19 protein-coding genes are annotated in these 16366 nt (G+C 60.4%); 11 read left to right on the top strand and 8 right to left on the bottom strand.

The features are described from left to right. Positions 1–418: 418 nt before the first annotated feature. Positions 419–928 (bottom strand): AAA family ATPase, encoded by a 510-nt coding sequence (locus tag HFO99_RS25605; RefSeq protein ID WP_222364388.1) that lies wholly within the window; start codon positions 926–928, stop codon positions 419–421. 555 nt (positions 929–1483) lie between these two features. Between HFO99_RS25605 and HFO99_RS25610 the strand changes: the two genes are divergently transcribed. The 4 genes from HFO99_RS25610 to HFO99_RS25620 all read left to right on the top strand — a co-directional run bounded on the left by HFO99_RS25610 (position 1484) and on the right by HFO99_RS25620 (position 4604). Next, entirely contained in the window at positions 1484–3007 is a 1524-nt protein-coding gene (locus HFO99_RS25610; RefSeq protein ID WP_222364391.1) for a winged helix-turn-helix domain-containing tetratricopeptide repeat protein, read from the top strand. Between the two features lie 336 nt (positions 3008–3343). After that, positions 3344–3688 carry a hypothetical protein gene (locus HFO99_RS33650; protein ID WP_261323325.1) on the top strand — a complete coding sequence of 115 codons (345 nt, stop codon included), beginning with the start codon at positions 3344–3346 and terminating at the stop codon, positions 3686–3688. A 177-nt stretch (positions 3689–3865) separates the two neighbouring features. Next, positions 3866–4102, top strand: coding sequence for a hypothetical protein (locus HFO99_RS25615; protein WP_222307798.1), 237 nt, complete (start codon positions 3866–3868; stop codon positions 4100–4102). A 286-nt stretch (positions 4103–4388) separates the two neighbouring features. Continuing rightward, positions 4389–4604 carry a hypothetical protein gene (locus HFO99_RS25620; RefSeq protein WP_261323326.1) on the top strand — a complete coding sequence of 72 codons (216 nt, stop codon included), beginning with the start codon at positions 4389–4391 and terminating at the stop codon, positions 4602–4604. Between the two features lie 17 nt (positions 4605–4621). Here the strand turns inward: HFO99_RS25620 and HFO99_RS25625 are convergent, their stop codons facing one another. After that, entirely contained in the window at positions 4622–5437 is an 816-nt protein-coding gene (locus HFO99_RS25625) for a methyltransferase domain-containing protein (RefSeq protein WP_222364397.1), read from the bottom strand. A 334-nt stretch (positions 5438–5771) separates the two neighbouring features. On the opposite strand from HFO99_RS25625, the gene HFO99_RS25630 reads away from it, so the two are divergent. The 4 genes from HFO99_RS25630 to HFO99_RS25645 are packed head-to-tail and all read left to right on the top strand — an operon-like array spanning position 5772 to position 8351. Next, positions 5772–6077 carry a DUF2282 domain-containing protein gene (locus HFO99_RS25630; protein WP_222364398.1) on the top strand — a complete coding sequence of 102 codons (306 nt, stop codon included), beginning with the start codon at positions 5772–5774 and terminating at the stop codon, positions 6075–6077. 42 nt (positions 6078–6119) lie between these two features. Then, entirely contained in the window at positions 6120–7046 is a 927-nt protein-coding gene (locus HFO99_RS25635; protein ID WP_222364400.1) for a DUF692 domain-containing protein, read from the top strand. After that, a complete protein-coding gene (locus tag HFO99_RS25640; RefSeq protein WP_222364402.1) occupies positions 7033–7833 on the top strand; it encodes a DUF2063 domain-containing protein in 801 nt (266 codons plus the stop codon). The genes HFO99_RS25635 and HFO99_RS25640 overlap by 14 nt, the downstream gene beginning before the upstream one ends. Continuing rightward, a complete protein-coding gene (locus HFO99_RS25645) occupies positions 7833–8351 on the top strand; it encodes a DoxX family protein (protein ID WP_222364403.1) in 519 nt (172 codons plus the stop codon). Before HFO99_RS25640 ends, HFO99_RS25645 begins: the two co-directional genes overlap by 1 nt. A 208-nt stretch (positions 8352–8559) precedes the next feature. Here the strand turns inward: HFO99_RS25645 and HFO99_RS25650 are convergent, their stop codons facing one another. Further along, entirely contained in the window at positions 8560–9315 is a 756-nt protein-coding gene (locus tag HFO99_RS25650) for an AraC family transcriptional regulator (protein WP_222364406.1), read from the bottom strand. A gap of 92 nt (positions 9316–9407) precedes the next feature. Here HFO99_RS25650 and HFO99_RS25655 point away from each other — a divergent pair, with 92 nt between their 5' ends. Then, positions 9408–9944, top strand: a complete 537-nt coding sequence (locus HFO99_RS25655) for a peroxiredoxin-like family protein (protein ID WP_222364408.1) — start codon at positions 9408–9410, stop codon at positions 9942–9944. Here HFO99_RS25655 and HFO99_RS25660 read toward each other — a convergent pair. From HFO99_RS25660 to HFO99_RS25675, 4 genes are all read right to left on the bottom strand, one after another. Beyond that, positions 9941–10564: a DNA-3-methyladenine glycosylase I gene (locus tag HFO99_RS25660; protein ID WP_222364410.1), complete on the bottom strand. Its 624-nt coding sequence runs from the start codon at positions 10562–10564 to the stop codon at positions 9941–9943. The genes HFO99_RS25655 and HFO99_RS25660 overlap by 4 nt on opposite strands. Positions 10565–10568: 4 nt before the next feature. Beyond that, a complete protein-coding gene (locus tag HFO99_RS33655; protein ID WP_131666216.1) occupies positions 10569–10856 on the bottom strand; it encodes a YciI family protein in 288 nt (95 codons plus the stop codon). An 11-nt stretch (positions 10857–10867) separates the two neighbouring features. Beyond that, positions 10868–11476 (bottom strand): TetR/AcrR family transcriptional regulator, encoded by a 609-nt coding sequence (locus HFO99_RS25670; protein ID WP_222364412.1) that lies wholly within the window; start codon positions 11474–11476, stop codon positions 10868–10870. Between the two features lie 148 nt (positions 11477–11624). Beyond that, complete coding sequence (locus HFO99_RS25675) at positions 11625–12539, bottom strand: sterol desaturase family protein (protein WP_222364414.1); 915 nt, start codon at positions 12537–12539, stop codon at positions 11625–11627. Between the two features lie 76 nt (positions 12540–12615). Here HFO99_RS25675 and HFO99_RS25680 point away from each other — a divergent pair, with 76 nt between their 5' ends. After that, entirely contained in the window at positions 12616–13155 is a 540-nt protein-coding gene (locus tag HFO99_RS25680; RefSeq protein ID WP_222364416.1) for a TetR/AcrR family transcriptional regulator, read from the top strand. A gap of 214 nt (positions 13156–13369) precedes the next feature. On the opposite strand, the gene HFO99_RS25685 is transcribed toward HFO99_RS25680, so the two are convergent. Continuing rightward, on the bottom strand, positions 13370–15142 hold the full coding sequence (locus HFO99_RS25685; RefSeq protein WP_222364417.1) for an adenylate/guanylate cyclase domain-containing protein: 1773 nt from the start codon (positions 15140–15142) through the stop codon (positions 13370–13372). Between the two features lie 400 nt (positions 15143–15542). Between HFO99_RS25685 and HFO99_RS25690 the strand changes: the two genes are divergently transcribed. Further along, positions 15543–16046 carry an AAA family ATPase gene (locus tag HFO99_RS25690; RefSeq protein WP_222364418.1) on the top strand — a complete coding sequence of 168 codons (504 nt, stop codon included), beginning with the start codon at positions 15543–15545 and terminating at the stop codon, positions 16044–16046. The last annotated feature ends 320 nt before the right edge of the window (positions 16047–16366 follow it).

Here is a 16366-nt window from a genome sequence, read left to right on the forward strand (position 1 = left end):
TCCAATCTTGTGTTCGCTCCAGCGGTTTTTTGGTTGCGATATTTGAGGTGGTAGCGGCGGGTTGCGGTGCGCAGCCATTTCGGCTGCGCAGCACCGCAACCGTCGAGGAGTTGGCGCTTTACGATCGGCAAACCCATCCAGCCATCACCGCCTTGGATGAAACGCCACGGCGCCGGGGTATTCCCAGTCTGCGTAGCAGGCGGGTCCGGACCAGCTCGCACGCGAGGACGGTCTGCCTTCTGCCTATGAGCCCTTCAGGCTGCTAGAGCGCCGCGCGTCTTTTCAGACGCGCTAAGGACGCTCTAGCGCTTTGATTCCGCGCATAATCCTTTCGGAAAATCGATTCCGTTCGGGGTTATGCGCTAGCGTTCCCGCAATAATCGACTGCTTTCCATCCCATCTTGGTACTTTCAGGGCGTCAGGTGAGTTGAGCGAGGATATCGTCGACGACACTGGGGACAGTCCCCGTCGTGTCGATATTGATGCCGACGGGGAGATATTCCCGGGTATGATGGTAGCGGAGCACCAGCGCCCGCTCGGCCGGTTCGAAGCCCGGCTCATTTGGCCGCCCATCCAATCGTCGGTTCAAGGTCTCAACGTCTATATCGAGCACGAAAACCTTGTCGAAAAGGTCCAGGAGTTTGTGGAAATTGCGCGAGCCGCCACAGAAGAAGGTGACAGGATGGGTGGTGTCGGCAGCAATAGCGCGGACCTTGTCGACAGGCCAGATCCAGTGGGCGTATCCCCAAACGATGCGGTCCGCGCCTGCGGGTGGTCCTGCGAGTGCCTGGCCCGTCTCGGGGTCGCCGACATAGGCCAAGACCCGGTCACCATGGACGACATGGTAGCCCCGCCGCTCCAGTTCGGTAGCGACAGACGTTTTCCCAGTGCCGGAACCGCCTTCGATCAGATAGTTTTTGATTCCCATAGGCGCCGCTTATCATGGCCTTCGATCTGGTGAGAAGACACTCTACCTGGGAAATGCTTCGCCAACGAAATGACGGCCCCTCTCACTGCTCGCAGACGTTTTCCAAGCGGCCAACCTTTGGCCGAAGGATAACTCAAATGGGTATTGCACAATACGATCCAACTGCCTTCCCCGGGGCCCCGGAGCATGAGACGGTGGCGGAGCTGTTCCTGCCGTTGACATAGCACGGCCGGACGGCGGCTTGCCCCTTCTGGTCGCCAGAAGCGGACAAGCCGTTGTCCACCCGGTGAAGGTTTTTCGTCATCGAAGAATAAGGCTGTTTTGCGCGCTAGGAGGGTCACGGAGCGACCGGACAAGATCGGGCGGTAGACATCCTTTTTCGCCTCCTGCGCGGTCGTGCTTCATTGCGACCACACACCACGCCGCGTCCGAGTAACGAGCGAGTTCCGGTCGTTTGCCAAAATTGCGCCGGCCAGACCCCTGAAAGAATGAAGAGCCGTCGGCGGAGACCTGGTGTATGCTAGGCGACGGGATCCGTCACACCTGAGGATCGTCATGGTCGGTTCGCCAGCAACTGCCACCCTTATCCTCAACGACAAGGTTGTCGTCGACCTGGAAGGCGAGACGCTCCGTCTTGAGAACGGCGATGCAATCGCCCTCAGGCCGCAGGCCTTTGCGGTCCTTCGCCACCTCGTCCAGAACGCGAACAGGCTGGTCACCAAAGCCGAGCTGCTTGAAGCCGTCTGGGGAGGCGCCGCCGTTACCGACGACAGTCTCGTTCAATGCATCCACGAGATCCGGCGAGCGCTCGGCGACGAGCGGTATGCGGTCTTGGCCACCGTCTCGCGGCGGGGCTACCGCCTGTCGCTGGAGCGTAGCGACGAGAGTGCGCTCGGCGGCCCTTCGATCGCCGTGCTGCCGTTCGCCACCATGCGCGACGAGCCCAATGACTACTTCGCCGATGGCCTGGTCGAGGACATCATCACCAACCTCTCGAAGATCCCGGGTCTGTTCGTCATCGCACGCAATTCCTCCTTCGGCTTCAGGGGCGAGAAAGCCGATCTGCGCACAATTGCCGCCGAACTACGCGTTCGCTATCTGCTGCAGGGCAGCTTGCGGCAGTCCGGGGGGAGGCTGAGGATCAATGCCCAGCTTGTCGACGGCGCATCGGCCACCAATGTCTGGGCCGACAGGTTCGAGGGCGCGGCAACGGACGTGTTCGATCTCCAGGATCGATTGACTGAGCAGATCGTGGGCTCGATCGAGCCGAGTGTCCGCCGTGCGGAGATCGAGCGTGCGCACCGCAAGCGGCCCGAAAGTCTGGACGCGTACGATCTCTACCTTCGGGCGCTGCCGCACGCCCACGCGAACACGCCCGTCGAGACAGACAAGGCCCTGCAATTGCTGGCGCGCTCGATCGAGCTTCAGCCCGACTATGTCGCTGCGCATGGCTATGCCGCATGGTGTTACGAGCAGCGCTACCTGCGCAACGGGTTGGATCCCGCAGACAAGGCGGCCGCACTCAGCCACGCCGACATTGCGTTAGGCATCAACAGCGACGACCCGCAGGCGATGAGCATCGGCGCGTTCGTCCGCGCCAACCTCACCCGGGACTACGACGCCGCCGTCGAGGTGCTCGACCGGGCTCTGGCATTGAACAACAATTCGGCCCTGGCCTTTGGCTTCAGCGCTTTGGTCAGTGCCCACAGCGAGCGACACCAGCGGGCGGTGGAACATGCGCACAAGGCGCTGCGGCTGAGCCCGCTCGACGATCCGCTGAGCTACCATCCCTACTGCGCACTCGCCCTGACCCATCTCTTTGCCGGCGCCTTCGCCGACGCAGCCAGATACGCCGCTCTGGCAGTCCGGGCAAATCCCGGCTTCAGCATCCCGTACGCCTATCTGGCGGCCAGCCACGTCGGCCTTGGCAATGTCGAAGCCGCGCACTCTGCGGCACGACGACTGATCGAGGTGGCGCCGAATTTCTCGGTCGGCGGCTACGTGCGAGCGAACCTGTTTCAGCCGTACTTGATGGACGCGCTGGCAGCGGCCTTGCGAACGGCAGGGCTTCCCGAATGAGGCCGGCCAGCGGCGACCAAACCGCGCGTCAGATGCGGCGCTGTCAGAAGCCGCCGGTCCCCAGATCATATCCGTTGGACGGATAGACCAGTCGAGCCGCGATGCGAACAACATCTGCGTCATGAAACGTCCATGACGCATCTCCTGCCTTGGTCGGCGTCGAGGAATTCGCGGGCGACCATATCAGCAAATGCTTTTCTAATTCGAAACAGGGTCGGGCAAAGATGCCGATCGGGGAAATATCGTCATTTGATCGGAGTCCGTTCGTTACATGCGACAGGACCTCGCTCACAATTGCCGGCAGATTTGCGACCTGCCGCCCCCGGAACACTGAAGATGAATCGCGCTTTGTATTTCTCAGCTATCCTATCGACGCTGTCTTGCTGGAATGGCGCGACCGCCCACGACACCGAGTCGGGATGGACCTATCCACCCGCTTGCTGCCGAGGGGACAAAGAACGAGGCGATTGCCACGAAATTCCGAGTACCAGCGTGAGCACCGGTCCTGACGGTTTCAGAGTGCTGCTCAATCCGGGCGACCATCACCTCGTCACAAAACAACACTTCTTCCGAATTCCGTATGGTGACACCATTCCGTCCGGAGACAGTCATTTTCACATTTGCTTGCACCCAACCGAAGACCACGCGAACTGCTTCTTTGCCCCTCCTTACGGATCTTGATTTGCGAGGCATCGGAGGCGCCGCGTGCGGGCGGGATGCTGACAGTCAGCTTATTGTTGGAGGCACCACAAAGCAGCCTTCGAAAGCGGACGAAATGTTCCAATCCATTGTCACCCATTGACGTGAACAGGTTTCACCCCAATACGGTCAGGCCAGCCAGACGACAACAGGAGTGCAATGGTGAGCGAACCGACCGTAGCAGATGCAACAAACCGCATTTATGAGTCGCTCCAGGCGGACAATGCCGACATCGACGTGCATATCGCGACCCTAAAGGCCGCGTTGACGCGGGCGGGTTTGAAAGAGGCCGTATTCGACCCGGCCAGGCTCGTGCAGAATAACCGTTCCGGCAGGAAGCGAATGCAGGCCTACTTTCGCCAGCGCGGCGTCATGGTGAAATTCTCAGACTCGTGAACCTTCCTATGACGCCAGACGGTGTAATGACCCTCAGTGGGGGCTGACACCACGCATTGGCGTCGGACGCGAATGAAGGTCGCGTCGAAGTTAACCTGCCTCGTATTGGCCTTAGTGGCCGAGAGGGGCTGCTTGCCCTTTCCCGACGCTCGGCGAGCGGGTGGACCATGAGAGTTGACCGAATGTGGGCTCGCTGGAATAATGAGCCGAGCAGCGTGACGTCGGGGGTATTTGCGACACTGCGGCTCGTGCTCACCCGTTTGATATTCCTGTGGGGGAGACCTCGATGTCTGTCATTTACAGGCCAGCCCAGGCCGAGGATTTGGCAGCCACCGACGTACTGGTGGTCGCCAGCATCTTTGTCGACACGTTCATCGTCGACCGTGCGAAGCAGGAGGACGTCGTCGATGCAATCATCGCGGAAATCGACCCTGATCCTGCGGATGATCGTCCAGGCGCGGAGGCTGAAGCCGTCCAACGAAGGGCCGGGAGCCTGCCGTGATCTCAGGGCTGCCGACGTCAGCGGGGCCGAATCCCTTCCGCCCATGACATGCCGAACCACACCGCCGAATCCGACGCCTTGCTCCATGCGATCAAGGTGTCGAGACCTGCCGTAACCGCGTCTCGTGAAAGCCCGGTCGCAACGATGTCGTCGATCGCTTCGTCGACGATGCTCGCAATGTTGCGAACCACATCCACGAAATCGGGATCACCCGCGCAACCGCCGAAGAAGACAAGCGTGTTACGGCGAGGCCGTAGATCCGCCTGGTGAAGCAACTGCACCAGGCGACGCCCGACGATAGGGTCGTTGCAATGCCTATCATAGGTGCGCTGATAGGCGCTCCAGACCGACCAGAATCCTGGGGGTTCCGGCCATAGCCGCAGGCCGTCGTAGTCGTCATCGGACAGGATCACACGGCCACCCGGCCGCACCGCGCGCGCCATGTTACGGACGACCTGCAGCGGGTCGGGCATGTGCTCAAGGACGAAGCGAGCGTGAGCGACGTCGAACTGACCCAGTTCGTCGTCGCGAAGGGGCGGATCGAGGACGTCGCCCTGCCTCATCTCGATCATTGCGGTCTCGTCGTCGGCCGCCGCCTGGCGCAATGCCTCGGCGATCTGTTCGGGGCTTCGCTCCAGCCCGAGCACCGGGACGCCGGTGACCCGCGCCATCATCCGCGAGTACTGACCGAGGCCGGCTCCGAAGTCGACGACGCGTTCACCGGCGGCGAGCTGCGCGGCATCGATACACCGCTCGTTGAGCCGCCTGTTCAGTGCGGTCAACCGCTGTTGCTCGGCCTCGCTCGATCCATGCGTATAATGGGATGATGACATTCGCTGCCCCCGCTGAATGGCGCGACAACGGTGCCAGAATTCGGGCGGGGGTCAATCAGGTCGACCACATGTCCGCGCGCTCGGCCGACTTGTCCATCGGCGCGACTTTTCCCGTCTTGACGAGCAGCCCTCCAAGCGCTTCCGACGCGGCCACCCCTTGTTGCCGGCAGGCGTACGAGAAGCGATTGCAGGCCTTTCCGCGCCCGTGCCGGTTTCCGGTGAGATGGCGAGCTTTCACGAACTCGTGATAGCGACTGATGTAACGAATGTCGGGGAGATTGCGAACCTGAATATGCGCTCAACGAGAGCGTCCATCCATCATCGGGAGAACGCAATGTCCATCAAATCCACCATCAACTCCGTCGTCCTCGCCGGCGCTGTCACCACGGCCCTTGCTTCGATGGCCGGCGCCGCGCCGCTCACCAAAGCCGAGGGTGCTGCTGCAATGGCCGCTCACAAGGAAAAATGCTTCGGCGTTGTCCTGAAGGGCCAGAATGATTGTGCAGCCGGCGCCGGCACGTCCTGCCAGGGGACCTCGACGGTCGACTTCCAGGGCGATTCCTGGAAGTTCGTACGGGGCGGCACCTGCACCTCCATCGTCCTGCCGAACGGCAAGCACGGTTCGCTGAAGGCAATGTAACTTTTACGCCCGACAGCGACAATGAGGAGGCGGAGAGACGCCATGACCACCGATCAAATTTCAACGACCGCGTCTGCGGCAACTACTCTCCGCTTTCCCCGCCATCCGATCGAGGGGCTCGCGGGGACGAGCTTCAAGCATGAGCATTTTGCCGCTATAGCCGCGGAGGGGCCTCATCGCGGGTTCTTCGAAGTCCATGCCGAGAATTATATGGGGGCCGGCGGGCCGCCGCATCGTATTCTCGAACAGATCCGCTGCGACAATCCGGTGTCGCTCCACGGCGTGTGCATGTCGATCGGCGGACCTCAGCCGCTCGACCGGGCCCATCTTGAACGGTTCCGCTCTCTCGTCGAACGCTACGAACCAGCTCTGGTGTCCGAGCACCTGGCTTGGTCGACGCATCGGACGACCTTCCTCAACGACCTCCTTCCTCTTCCCTACACACGAGAAAGCCTGGCGCGGGTTTGCGAGCATATCGAGGACGTGCAGGAGACCATCAGACGCCCGATCCTTCTGGAGAATCCGTCCACCTATGTGACGTTCCGCCAATCGACGATGAGCGAGACCGACTTCATCCGCGCCATCGTCCGGCGCACCGGCTGCGGTCTTCTGCTCGACGTCAATAATGTATTCGTCTCTGCCACCAATCACGGGTTTTCAGCGCTCGACTACCTGTCCGATTTTCCCATTGCTGCGGTTGGTGAGATCCATCTCGCGGGCCACGCCGAGCAGACGGACGACGAGGACGAGCTGCTGCTGATCGACAGCCATGACGGTCCGGTCGCCGATGCCGTCTGGAAGCTTTACGAGATCGTCATTGGCCGTGGTGGCCCCATTCCAACGCTCATCGAGTGGGACAGCAACATACCCGATTGGCCGATACTGCGTGGCGAGGCCCTCGCAGCGCAGGCGATCATGGATCACCATGGTTCCATCGCGTTGCAGGATCAAAGTCATGCTGCGGCTTGATCCTCCATCTCGCCGCATAGAGCCCCTGACTTATGCGGCGGATTTTGCGCCGGCACTGACCAACCCGGACGCTGCGACGCCCGACGGCGTTGTCGGGCCGAACGGCAAGGGAGCGATCAAACGCTACAACGTCTACCGCAACAACGTCACCGTCAGTCTGATCGATGCCCTCGCCGGGATTTTCCCGGCAGTGCAACGCCTGACGGGGGCGGAGTTTTTCCGCGCCATGGCGCGCTTTCATGTGCGCGCCACGCCACCGGCATCGCCGCTTCTCTTCGAATATGGTCGGGATTTTCCCGCTTTCATCGAACAGTACGAATATGCCCGGTCCTTGCCCTGGCTTGCCGACGTCGCCCGGATCGAACGGGCTTGGCTGGACGCCTACCATGCAATGGATGTCGAGCCGCTTGCCGCTGATGCTCTTGCTTCCGTTCCGCCGGACCGTCTCGGTGATTTGGTCTTTGCGGCGCATCCGGCAACAAGGATTGTGCGGTCGGACTATCCGGCGCTGACGATTTTTGCCGCCAATCGCGGTGACGGCTCCATAAGCCCGATCGAAGTGGTCGACCCGGAAGACGCGCTTATAACGCGGCCGGATATGGAGGTGGCGGCGCGTCATCTTCCTTTGGGCGGCGCAGAGTTCCTGATTTCCCTCATTTCCGGCGAACCGCTTGGTGTCGCCGCAGCCAAGGCCATCGACGCTTGGCCGTCGTTCGACATCGCAGCCAGCGTGGCCGGCATGATCGAAGCGGGGGTATTTTGCGGCATCACTCTCGGAGACGCATGATGATATCGACCAGCACCCAACAGACTTCGATCAAAGGCAGGTTTCAGCCGATCGTGACACTTGTAGAGATGGCACAGAGACTGGTTCGGGCCTTTGCGCAGCCGAGCGTGGTTCAGGCGGTTGTGCGCCTCGCTCTGGCCGTGCCCTTTTGGAAGTCGGGCATTCTGAAGTGGGATGGTTTCCTGCAATTGAACGATACGGCGATCACATTGTTCACCGACGAATTCATGCTCCATCTGCCGGGCGGTCCCTATGCCTATCCGGCGCCAGTCACCATGGCCTTCCTGTCCGGCGCTGCCGAGATCACCTTTCCGATCTTGCTGGTTCTGGGCTTCGCTACCCGGTTTGCGGCGACCGGCCTGCTGTTCATGACGTTGATCGTCGAGCTCACGGTGCCGGACGGATGGCCGATCCACATTACCTGGGCTGCGATGGCGCTGTCGCTCATGGCATGGGGGCCGGGAAAACTGTCGATCGACCATTGGCTTGCACGTTGGTTTGGCCGCCGGGCTGCCTGATCCAGCTCTTGCGGTCAAACTGTTAGCAAGATCGAGCGCAGAGGTTTTGCTAACGCTTGCCATGACACGGCCGTCGTGATGCGACGGCTGGTTCAGCTTGACCACAAAGCTCTCGATAACCCGGAAATGGATGCTGCGATTGACCAGCCTCGACATATGCAACGATCCGAAAGCGACGGTCCGCAGAATATGATTTAGATGCTCAGTGCTACGATCGGACTGATGGCCACACCCCGAACTTCCGGAAGTACGCGCGAGAAAATGCAGCAGCACTGCCAAAGCCGACCTGACGCGCCACCGCCTTCACCTTCGCTCCTTTGGTGAGTTTCCGTCGAGCAACAGTCAAACGCCATCCGGTCAAGTAAGCCTGCGGCGTTGTGCCAACCACCCCGCGAAACAGCGCCATAAAATGGCTTCGTGACATTCCGGCCTCCGCAGCAAGGTCTTCGATGTTCCAAGCGCGAGTCGGAGCATCATGCATAGCTACCAATGTCCGGTGTAAAGAGGAATGGGACAGGCCTGCCAGTAAGCCAGGTCCGGTTGCACCACGGTCGATCGCTGTCCGTAGAATAAGCAAAACCATCACTTCGCAGAGGCGGTTGAGGGCGGCGCTGCGCCCGCAACGGGATCCCACGGCCTCCGCCAGGAAAGCGGCTGTCGTGTCCCGAAGGGTTGGAATGTCGTTGATTTCGACCAGAACTTGATCCGGCAGCGCGTTCAAGAGCGGGTTGTGTGCCCCCTCGAAATCGACCGTCGCTGTGACCAAAGCTGGCGGTTCAGGGGTCGTGTCGCCGCGCAGGCAAAGGATGATCCTTTCCGCAAGTCCCCCCGGTGCGCCGATGACAAATAGCCTCGCTTGTCCGTCGCTGGCCCGCGTCGGTTCTAGCGAGGCTTCCAGCTCGAACGTCTCGAAGAAGGCTGAGAGGCGATCCACTTTCGGAGGGATTTTCGGATTCTCGATCATGCTTTCCGGACCATTGATGGCCCTGACTATGGAATGTTGAAGCACCAACGTCAACTTGGGCGTCGGAAGCATCACACAAGCGGAGTTGATCGATGGTAGTCCCGAGAACACTGGCCCCTGATTTGACCGTCAGAACCCTCCAGCACGGAGAGTTCGATCTCACCCGCGAAAACCCATCGCTTATGACGCTCGTCTGCTTTTACCGTGGTTTCCACTGCCCGGTCTGCGGAATCTATCTCAAGGAGCTGGAGCGGATGACGCCATCCTTCGACGAGCGCGGAGTCAGTACAATCGCCATAAGCTCTGATGGAGAAGACCGCGCCCGGCAAATGGCCGGTAAGGTTGGTGCTGAGCACTTGCGTATTGGTTACGGCCTGTCTTTGAGCGTGGCCCGGCAATGGGGCCTCTACATTTCATCCTCGCGCGGAAAAACCTCAATCGGCATCGAGGAGCCCGAACTGTTTTCCGAGCCGGGGGTCTTCCTGATCAAGCCGGATCAAACGGTCTATTGGCTCTCGGTGCAATCCATGCCATTCGCTCGACCAAATTTCGTCGAGATGGTGCAAGCTTTGGATTTCGTCATCAAAAACGACTACCCGGCACGAGGTGAATATACCGGCGAGGTTTAAGTCCGGTTGGCGGCCCTGGGACGCTGGAACGCAGCTCTAGCCGCCTCGGCCCTGTCTCGGAATACGCAGCCTTCGGCGTGATCATTGATCAGTCCCATCGCCTGCATGAAAGCATAGACTGTGGTGGGGCCGACAAATGACCAGCCGCGCTTCTTCAGGTCTTTCGACAGGGCGATGGACGCGGCTGAGGTGGATGCAGTCTGCGGAGCAGCAAGCTCTGTCGCCTTCGGTTCGAAGCGCCAGACATAGGCGGCGAGCGATCCCTCCTGCTTCACCAGTTCCTGGGCACGCTGCGCGTTGTTTATGACCGCCGCGATCTTACCGCGATGGCGCACGATGCCATCGTCCTGGAGCAGCCGCATAATGTCGGCCTCCGTGAATTGGGCGATGCGGTCAAAGTCGAAACCGAGAAAGGCAGCCCGAAAATTCTCGCGCTTGGACAGGATGGTGCGCCAGCTCAAACCCGACTGGAAGCCTTCGAGGCAAAGCTTCTCAAATAAACGGTGATCATCATCTACCGGAAAGCCCCACTCGGTGTCGTGATAGGGCATGAACTCCGGAGCGGCTGCGCACCAGCGGCAACGCGGCTGCCCATCCGGGCCGAAGATCGTCGCGCTCATTTTCTCACGCCCTAAGAAAGGCCAAGCGGTCGTCGGTGCGGCCCGGTGCAATTTCAAGTATGTCTGCGCTTACGACACCCCCCACAACGAAAGGATCTTGCTGGAGGCGCATTTCGAGATCGGCGCGGGATGTGTTGTGGGCGAGAACCGCTCCGCCCGCACTTTGCTGAAGGCTTCCGGTAAGGAGGAAGATACCATCGTCAAAGCCCTGTTTGATCCAGGCATTATGCCCTTCCATAAGGGCGGACGCTCGGGCCTTGTTGGCGGAGAATTTAAGTGTAACGACGAACAAACGGGGCCTCTTCAGGAATTCTGGATGGAAACGGATTCGGGATGATTGGATAGATTGGGTCGCTGCACTGCCAACCATAGGCACATATCGTCGGCTTCACGGCGGACGAAGGCTTCGTCGCGGAAGGCGGTCGCGAGTGTGGCGACGCCCTGGCTTCGCATCAGGATGTGCATGGCAAGCGCGTCGGCATCGGTCTCACGGCCAAGTGCGGCAAACTGGCGCGAAAGCCAATTGCGAAACAGAGTGAAAAGCTTGGTCGCCTCGTCCTTGGCAGTGTGGTCGAGTTTGGCGAGTTCGTTGCAAAGCGTGCCGACTGGGCAGCCAAAGGCCATGATCTTTGTCTGGTTCATGATGAGCATGTGGATGAAGCTTTTGATCCGTTCGCTGGGGGCTTCAGCCCCAGCCTCCCACGCATCTAGCATCGCCTTGGTCTTTGAAAGACGATGGGCGATTACCGCATCGAGAATCTCATCTTTCGTCTTGAAGTGATAGTAGAAGTTGCCTCGCGAAAGTCCGACGACTGCCGCAATGTCGGCGAACGACGTCGCCTCGAATCCCCGCTCATAAAAGAGCCTGTCTGCAGCCTCAACAATCTGCAGTCGTGTGGTCGCTGCCCCCAAGTGCCCGGTTCTCCATCGCCATCGCTCATCGAGTAGGACAATTGCCCTACAAAACTCTTTAGGACAATCATCCTAAAGACGTCAAGAGTTAACCGCCAGACGAGATTTGGAACAGACGGCCTGCGATCAGCGCCGAGATCTCACTTATCTAAAACGTGGTCCGCTTGCTCAAGGCTTTCCTGACCAGAGCGTCGGAAGGGCAAGGCCAGGACTGACGGAAGCTGCTGATAGGGGGCAGGTTTGCGTCCGGAGAGACGCCCAGCTCCTGTGGTGCAAGGCCCGGATGAAAAACGAAGGTGCCGAAGATCTGGTCCCAAAGTGTCAGGGTTGCGCCGTAATTCTTGGCCTCATTCACGTCCGCAGAATGGTGGTAACGATGCACTTCCGGACCAACGAAGATGTAATTGGCCCATCCCAGGCGCAGATCAACGTTGAAATGGCTGACGATGCCATGAAAGGCATTGATCACGAGAAAGATCAGAACCGCGTCGGGTGAGTATCCCATGAGCCAGATCGGCAGAATGATCGCAAACGCCTGAACGAGCACTGCGTTGAACGGATGCGAAACGGCGTGCATCAGCAGATAAAGCCGTTCCGGCAAGTGATGCGCAGCGTGGATACGCCAGAGCAACCCTCCCAGTGGCCCCCGCAGTTCATGCATGCCTCGGTGGATGTGGTAATTCATGAACTCGAAGACGAGGAACAGGACCGGCAATTGAATCCAGACCGGCCAATCCCCTGCTGGGCCACCGGTTTTGCTGGAAATGGTGATCGTCAGCATTGCAAGTCCGGCGGAGACCAATGCCACGGTCGCCCCGGACGATACGATATAGGCAAGGTCCGGCAACAGTGTTCGCCAAGTCATCGACCAGCGTTTCTGCATCGGCAACGTCAACTCGATAACCAGATAGGTCAGCAGGAGTGGCAGGGTGATCAATATCCAGGCGGGGCGCTCGTCCACGCCCATCGCCAGGAACCGGTTCAGCGCGTAGATGACCCAGATCCACGAAACCGGGTACAGTCCCCAGCGGATGATCCGCCGAATTTTATTCTCGATAGCCATGTTCGGTCCTCCTTGAGTTCTCAGACAGGTGTCTGATAAGTTCGGGAGAGGTAACAAATTTGAGCAGAAGAGCCAGATGAGCCGTGATCATTACGGACAGGTGGGGACCAATATGTCCGATGATCCGCGCGCCGTGCGCACGCGAGCCACCTTGAAGCAGGCCCTGATGCACTTGTTACAGCAGGGTGATTGGTCCGAAATCACTGCAAGCGCCATCTGCCGTCGAGCGGGCGTTGCGCGCTCCTCCTTTTACGAGCATTTCGACACCAAAGCTGACCTGCTGGACGAAATCTTTTCCGATATGTTGGGTGACATAAAGCCCTCAACGCGGCCAAGCGAACCGTTGGCGACGCTGGACTGGCTGGTTTCGCACGTGCGCGCAGTACCGGATTTCTTCGCCGGCGCAATGGCGGGCAAGCGTGGCGATGCTTTACTGCCCCGGTTTCGGGCGGCGCTTAAGGTGCGGCTCGAACTGGAGCTGTCTCTCCGCGGAATGCAAGATGCCTCGGCAAAAGCTGCCTATATCATCGGCGGATCGATGTCCTATCTGGCGGAAGCAAAGGGCGGCGAGGTGCGCGAGACGGTCCAAAAACTGGCAATGCGCTTGCTCGTATGACCGGATCGACTGTGATGCGGTGACTATGGCAACACACCTCCGATTGGCCGCGTCTTGCGGCCTTCAGCCAAGCGCAGTCCTGCACGACACGCAGCTTCCTGAAAGCAGATCTTGCTGGCGATCACGCTGGAGGTCGTCGTTGCGCCGGCACCGGCTTTTGCTCATCCTCTGTGCAAATGGCGGCAACCGATTCAAGATCGGACAGTGATCACCGTCATTGCACGACACCGGCCTTGCGTAGCCCGTCCACGACGAGCTCGAAATCGGCGGGGTTCTTGAAGGGCAGGACTTTGCGACGGTATTCCAAGGAGTAGTCGGGATTGACGCGCAGCACCTCTTGCCACGTCGCGCGAGCCTCTTCGAAACGGCCGAGGTGCCCGTAACAGGCGGCCAGAAGTGCGCGCGAGACATCGGTGACGGGGTTGCGGCTGACGCGCTGCAGCAACAGTTCGACGGCCTCTTGGTACCTTTCCAGTTGAAACAAGGCCAAGGCCTGAAAGTGAAGAACGATATCCGGAAAATACGGGTTCAGGACCCTCGCCCGATCGAAATAGGCGAGTGCCTCCTCAGGCCTGCCTGAATAGATGAGTGCCTCGCCGAGGCTGACCTGCCCTTCGGCGAAGTTCGGATTGAGGACGATCGCACGCTCGACCTCGCTGATGGCTCGATCGTGCTGTCGCGAGTAAAGCTTGACCATACCCAGCGACCAGTGCGCCACGGGATCGCTATCATCCCGCGCTACCGCCAGGGTCGCCGCCGCTTCGGCTTGCTCGAGCGAGCGCTGCGGCAACGCGCTCCACCGGTTCAGGTAGTCGAGCCCGTGGGTCAGGGCGAGGAAGGCGTGCGCCGAGGCGAAGTTCGGGTCCAGTTCGATGGCACGTTGCAAAAGGTCGCGGGCGTCGCTGTTCGTTTGCTTCGTCAGCCGGTGCCACAGCTCCCGGCCACGCAGGAAGCAGTCATACGCCTCGGGGTGCCGGGTCTGGCCCGGCGCAAGTCTTTGCCGATCGCCCTCCGTCAGGTTGACCGCCAGCGCGCCGACGATCTGCTGGGTGACATCGTCCTGAACCGCGAATATGTCGGTGAGGTCGCGGTCGAACCGCTCCGCCCATAGATGCCCGCCGGTGGTCGCGTCGATGAGCTGTGCGGTGATGCGTACCCTGTTTCCCGATTTGCGTACGCTGCCCTCAAGGACATGCCGCACGCCGAGCTTCGTGCCCACTTCCTGCACTTGGACGTTCTTGCCCTTGAAAGTGAACGACGAATTGCGAGCGATGACGAAGAGCTGCGACAGCTTCGATAGCGCCGTGATGATGTCTTCCGAGATGCCGTCGGCGAAGTAGTCCTGTTCGACGTCACCGCTCATGTTGGCGAAGGGCAGGACGGCGATCGACAGCTTCGGCGGCGCTGCCGTCGCCGGTTGGCTTGTCGCGGCTTCCGAGGCCGCGGCTACCTTGGTCCCTGCGCTGCCGACTTGCAGCGAATAGACCCGGATCGGCTCGGCGATGTTCTTGAGCTGCGTGCTGCCGAGATCGCTGACCGAGAGGTCGAGCCTCGCCTTGACCTGGCGATAGGCATCCTCGGACAGGCAGATGGCGCCCGCCGCGGCGACGCCCTCCAATCGCGAGGCGATGTTGACGCCGTCGCCCATCAGATCGCCGTCGCTTTCCTCGACGACATCGCCCAAATGGATACCGATCCGGAACTCGATGCGACGGTCCTGCGGGACGCCGTCATTGCGCTCCACCATGCCGTTCTGCACCTCAATGGCGCAACGCACGGCGTCCACCACGCTGCGGAACTCGACCAGCGCACCATCGCCGGTGCGCTTCACCACCCGGCCATGGTGCACGGCGATCGTCGGATCGATGAGATCGCTGCGCAGTGTCCGCAACCTCGCCAGGGTGAGGTCCTCGTCGGCGCCGGCAAGGCGGCTGTACCCGACCACGTCCGCGGCCAGGATTGCAGCCAGCTTTCGGTTCTCGCTCATGGCGCAATCTCCCAACGTCCAAGATAACAGGGAGACAGAGGGCAAGAAAGAACTTTTAGCCACTGCTCAGAGCGATCCTGGTTGAGATCGCGTTGTCCACGGCTGATGTGGACGCAGCCGGTGGTGCAGCCCCACGCAATGACGGCTTCGTCATGCTGCCGGCCGTCCAACGCGGTCGTTCCGAAAGCCCATTCAGGGTCAGGTCACGACGATCTCCGCACCCGCCCGAATGTCCGCCACCCATGCGCTCCGTCTTGACCCCAGAGCAGAGCGCTCCTACAAGACAGACCATGGCAACACACCTCTGATTGGCCGCGCCTTGCGGCCTTGAGCGAAGCGCAGTCCTGCACGACACCGCGGGGCCACTTCCCCTTGCCCAAGCCAAATCAGAGATTTTCCAATGCCCACGCTCTACCTCACTTGCGGTCTTCCCGGTTCGGGGAAGACGTCGCTTGCCAAGATCATCGAACATGAAGCATCTGCCCTGCGTCTGACCGGCGACGACTGGATGCACATGCTTTACCCTGGCATCTCCACCCCGGAAGCCGAAACCGGTCCGTGCCGAGGCAGAGTCGAGAGCCTGCAATGGCAGATCGCTCTGCGTGCCATCAGGCTTCAATGCAACGTCGTCGTGGATTGGGGAGTGTGGTCACGGGCAGAACGCGACGCCTGCCGGGAGGAAGCGCGCGCAGCCGGTGCCCGCGTCGTCCTCTGCTACCTCGACGTTCCCTTTGATGCGCTTTGGGACCGGGTCTCCCGGCGAAACGCCGCGCTTCCAGCCGGTACGTTCGACATTTCGCGGGCGGACCTGCTGAGGTGGTCGAAGCTGTTCGAGCCGCCAACCGTCGAGGAGTTGGCGCTTTACGATCGGCAAATCCTTCCAGCCATCACCGCCCTTGGATGAAACGCCACAGCGCTGGGGTGTTCTCAGTCTGCCTGGTCGGCGGGTCCGGACCAGTTCGCTCGTGAGGACAGCCGGCCACCCAACTCGGTCATTCCGCATTCATAAGGTCACGGCCTACCTCCTTCGAGGTAATTGCAACTTTCGGTAAAGGCACTATGGTCCGAGGTAGCAGTGCCGGTCACGGTGTTCGTCGTCCATCACCGTGACATTCCGGGGATGGACGACGACAAGCCCCAGAGTGCCGTGCGTCCTTTCGGACGCTCCAACATGTTGAATCTACGCATCGTGCTTTCCGAAAATCCATTTCGATTTTCCGGCCG

Source organism: Rhizobium leguminosarum (genome assembly GCF_019798305.1).
Lineage (GTDB): Bacteria > Pseudomonadota > Alphaproteobacteria > Rhizobiales > Rhizobiaceae > Rhizobium > Rhizobium leguminosarum_U.

Coding starts and splice junctions, on each gene's coding strand:
- HFO99_RS25645 (WP_222364403.1), top strand. CDS start 7,833: ATGATATCGACCAGCACCCAACAGACTTCGATCAAAGGCAGGTTTCAG.
- HFO99_RS25690 (WP_222364418.1), top strand. CDS start 15,543: ATGCCCACGCTCTACCTCACTTGCGGTCTTCCCGGTTCGGGGAAGACG.
- HFO99_RS25675 (WP_222364414.1), bottom strand. CDS start 12,539: ATGGCTATCGAGAATAAAATTCGGCGGATCATCCGCTGGGGACTGTAC.
- HFO99_RS25655 (WP_222364408.1), top strand. CDS start 9,408: ATGGTAGTCCCGAGAACACTGGCCCCTGATTTGACCGTCAGAACCCTC.
- HFO99_RS25625 (WP_222364397.1), bottom strand. CDS start 5,437: ATGTCATCATCCCATTATACGCATGGATCGAGCGAGGCCGAGCAACAG.
- HFO99_RS25620 (WP_261323326.1), top strand. CDS start 4,389: ATGTCTGTCATTTACAGGCCAGCCCAGGCCGAGGATTTGGCAGCCACC.
- HFO99_RS25660 (WP_222364410.1), bottom strand. CDS start 10,564: ATGAGCGCGACGATCTTCGGCCCGGATGGGCAGCCGCGTTGCCGCTGG.
- HFO99_RS25685 (WP_222364417.1), bottom strand. CDS start 15,142: ATGAGCGAGAACCGAAAGCTGGCTGCAATCCTGGCCGCGGACGTGGTC.
- HFO99_RS25605 (WP_222364388.1), bottom strand. CDS start 928: ATGGGAATCAAAAACTATCTGATCGAAGGCGGTTCCGGCACTGGGAAA.
- HFO99_RS25680 (WP_222364416.1), top strand. CDS start 12,616: ATGAGCCGTGATCATTACGGACAGGTGGGGACCAATATGTCCGATGAT.
- HFO99_RS25650 (WP_222364406.1), bottom strand. CDS start 9,315: ATGATCGAGAATCCGAAAATCCCTCCGAAAGTGGATCGCCTCTCAGCC.
- HFO99_RS25615 (WP_222307798.1), top strand. CDS start 3,866: ATGGTGAGCGAACCGACCGTAGCAGATGCAACAAACCGCATTTATGAG.
- HFO99_RS25630 (WP_222364398.1), top strand. CDS start 5,772: ATGTCCATCAAATCCACCATCAACTCCGTCGTCCTCGCCGGCGCTGTC.
- HFO99_RS25635 (WP_222364400.1), top strand. CDS start 6,120: ATGACCACCGATCAAATTTCAACGACCGCGTCTGCGGCAACTACTCTC.
- HFO99_RS25640 (WP_222364402.1), top strand. CDS start 7,033: ATGCTGCGGCTTGATCCTCCATCTCGCCGCATAGAGCCCCTGACTTAT.
- HFO99_RS25610 (WP_222364391.1), top strand. CDS start 1,484: ATGGTCGGTTCGCCAGCAACTGCCACCCTTATCCTCAACGACAAGGTT.
- HFO99_RS33650 (WP_261323325.1), top strand. CDS start 3,344: ATGAATCGCGCTTTGTATTTCTCAGCTATCCTATCGACGCTGTCTTGC.